Here is a 1338-nt window from a genome sequence, read left to right on the forward strand (position 1 = left end):
CGCCCCGGTTCCGTCGAGGCGGCGGCCACGGCCGGTTCGGGCAGCGGTGCCCGTTCGACACGCGCGACCGCGGACCGCAGGGCCGACCCGTCGACCAGCGCGAGTGCCTCGAGCCGGCCGGTGAACCGCGCCGCCTCGGCTGCCAGCACCGCACCGACCCGGGCGTCGAGCCGTTCGTGCGCCACCGTGGCGAGACGACGGACCGCATCGTCGCCGAACACCGCCTCCAGCAGCCGCTGGGCGAGCAGCGCCGAGCCACCGGCGATCCCGATCTCCGTGCCGGTCAGCCCCGCGGTCGAGGCGAACACGACGAGCATGAGCGCCACCCCGAGCGCGTTGACACCGTAGGACAGCGCCCGGGCCTGGGTCCGTCGCCCCGCGCCCTCCTGGCTCACGAGCGCGACGACGTCGTCCTGCCAGCCGCGCACCTGGGCGGCGACCTCGTGCCGCAGCCCCGCCGACGACCGCGACAGCGCGAGACCGTCGAGCAGCGCCGCACCCGCCGGGTCGGCCCGCCAGGCCGCGTCGACCCGTTCGGCGGCCTCGTCCGCGGCGTCGAGCACGACCTCGTCGATCCCGGCGCCGATCGCGTCGGACAGGTCGGGCGTCGCCGCCCGCCGGCCACGCACGGCCGCGGTGAGCCGGTCGCGCCAGCGCGAGACCCCCTCCTCGATCGACCGCATGAGCTCACCCGTGCCGACGAGCTCCTGCCAGCGGGCGAGCACCTCACCGCGCAGCAACGAGGCGTCCGAGGTCGCCCGGCGCACATCGGCGGCGGCCGCACCGTACCCGGCGTCCACCGCCGCCTGCAGCCGGTCGCGGGCGGCCACCTGGAGGTCCGCAGCGGCGGCGAGCCGTCCGGCACGCACGAGCAGATCGGCCAGCAGCCCGTCACGGGTGCGCTCGACCACCGCACGCCGCGCTGCGGGGTCGACCGCCAGCGCGCCCAGCCAGTCGGCGACCGGGGCCACCGCCACCTCGGGGAGCAGACCGTCGACCAGCCCGCTGTCCGGGACGGTGAGCACCGTGGTCGTCGCCAGGCCGTGCTCGGCCAGCATCGCCCGCAGGTGCGTCGCGACCGCCTGCTCGTCGGCCAGGTCCACCCGGTCCAGCACGACCGCCAGCTCGGTGCGGCGCTCCTGGGCCGTCGCGAGCAGCTCCCACGGCACGGCGTCCGCGTACCGGGCCGCCGTCGTGACGAACAGCCACAGGTCGGCGGCGCCCAGCAGCTGGCGGGCCAGGAGCCGGTTGCCGGCGACCACGGAGTCGATGTCCGGGGCGTCGAGCAGCGCCAGGCCCTGCGGGACGGCCGCCGAGGCCACGAGGCGCAACCCGGCG

General features: G+C 77.5%; 1 pseudogene. It reads right to left on the bottom strand.

What is annotated here, in order from left to right:
- Positions 1–1338 (bottom strand): annotated as a pseudogene (locus F2B26_RS16260) (ABC transporter); the annotation flags it as partial.

This window comes from Cellulomonas citrea (assembly GCF_009829685.1).
Lineage (GTDB): Bacteria > Actinomycetota > Actinomycetes > Actinomycetales > Cellulomonadaceae > Cellulomonas > Cellulomonas citrea.